The sequence below is a fragment of the Exiguobacterium sp. s75 genome (assembly GCF_018617145.1).
GTDB lineage: Bacteria > Bacillota > Bacilli > Exiguobacteriales > Exiguobacteriaceae > Exiguobacterium > Exiguobacterium profundum.
Genome location: NZ_JACSJQ010000015.1, coordinates 1 through 778 on the forward strand (window position 1 = coordinate 1; position 778 = coordinate 778).

Below are 778 nucleotides of genomic sequence, written 5' to 3' on the forward strand. Positions count from 1 at the left end.
GAATTTGATATAGCTCTTAAATTGACGAAGCTTGCGCTTCATTCAAAAATTGTAAAACTTATTTTTGCCTCATCGTTCAGTTTTCAAAGTTCGTCTGTAAAAAAATAAAAATGGTGGAGCCTAGCGGGATCGAACCGCTGACCTCCTGCGTGCAAGGCAGGCGCTCTCCCAGCTGAGCTAAGGCCCCATATAAGTGATGATGGTCGGGAAGACAGGATTCGAACCTGCGACCCCTTGGTCCCAAACCAAGTGCTCTACCAAGCTGAGCTACTTCCCGTCTAAAAATGGTGCACCCTGAGAGATTCGAACTCCCGGCCTTTAGATTCGTAGTCTAACGCTCTATCCAGCTGAGCTAAGGGTGCGAGACGAATAATCATCATGGGAAAATATTAATGGTACCGAGGGCCGGACTTGAACCGGCACGAGGAAACCCTCGCAGGATTTTAAGTCCTGTGCGTCTACCAATTCCGCCACCCCGGCAAGGTATAATTTCTAGCGGTAGACTTTTTAAAAAGATCAAATGGTGCCGGCGAAAGGATTCGAACCCTCGACCCTCTGATTACAAGTCAGATGCTCTACCAACTGAGCTACACCGGCAGGTGTAAATGGTGGAGGATGACGGGATCGAACCGCCGACCCCCTGCTTGTAAGGCAGGTGCTCTCCCAGCTGAGCTAATCCTCCAATATGTAGCCTGGCAACGTCCTATCCTCACAGGGGGAGATCCCCCAACTACTTTCGGCGCTGAGACGCTTAACTTCCGTGTTCGGCATGGGAACG

The 778-nt window shown here is 50.1% G+C and carries 6 tRNA genes and 1 rRNA gene; all 7 read right to left on the reverse strand.

Annotated features, from left to right (window positions below):
* Positions 1 to 111 precede the first annotated feature (111 nt).
* Positions 112 to 187 (reverse strand) — tRNA-Ala (locus KNO68_RS14840).
* A gap of 13 nt (positions 188 to 200) precedes the next feature.
* Positions 201 to 277 (reverse strand) — tRNA-Pro (locus KNO68_RS14845).
* 8 nt (positions 278 to 285) lie between these two features.
* Positions 286 to 362, reverse strand: a tRNA-Arg gene (locus tag KNO68_RS14850).
* A 31-nt stretch (positions 363 to 393) separates the two neighbouring features.
* Positions 394 to 480, reverse strand: a tRNA-Leu gene (locus tag KNO68_RS14855).
* A 41-nt stretch (positions 481 to 521) separates the two neighbouring features.
* Positions 522 to 597 (reverse strand) — tRNA-Thr (locus KNO68_RS14860).
* Between the two features lie 9 nt (positions 598 to 606).
* A tRNA-Val gene (locus tag KNO68_RS14865) sits at positions 607 to 682 on the reverse strand.
* 8 nt (positions 683 to 690) lie between these two features.
* Positions 691 to 778: ribosomal RNA gene (gene rrf / locus KNO68_RS14870) — 5S ribosomal RNA — on the reverse strand; the annotation flags it as partial.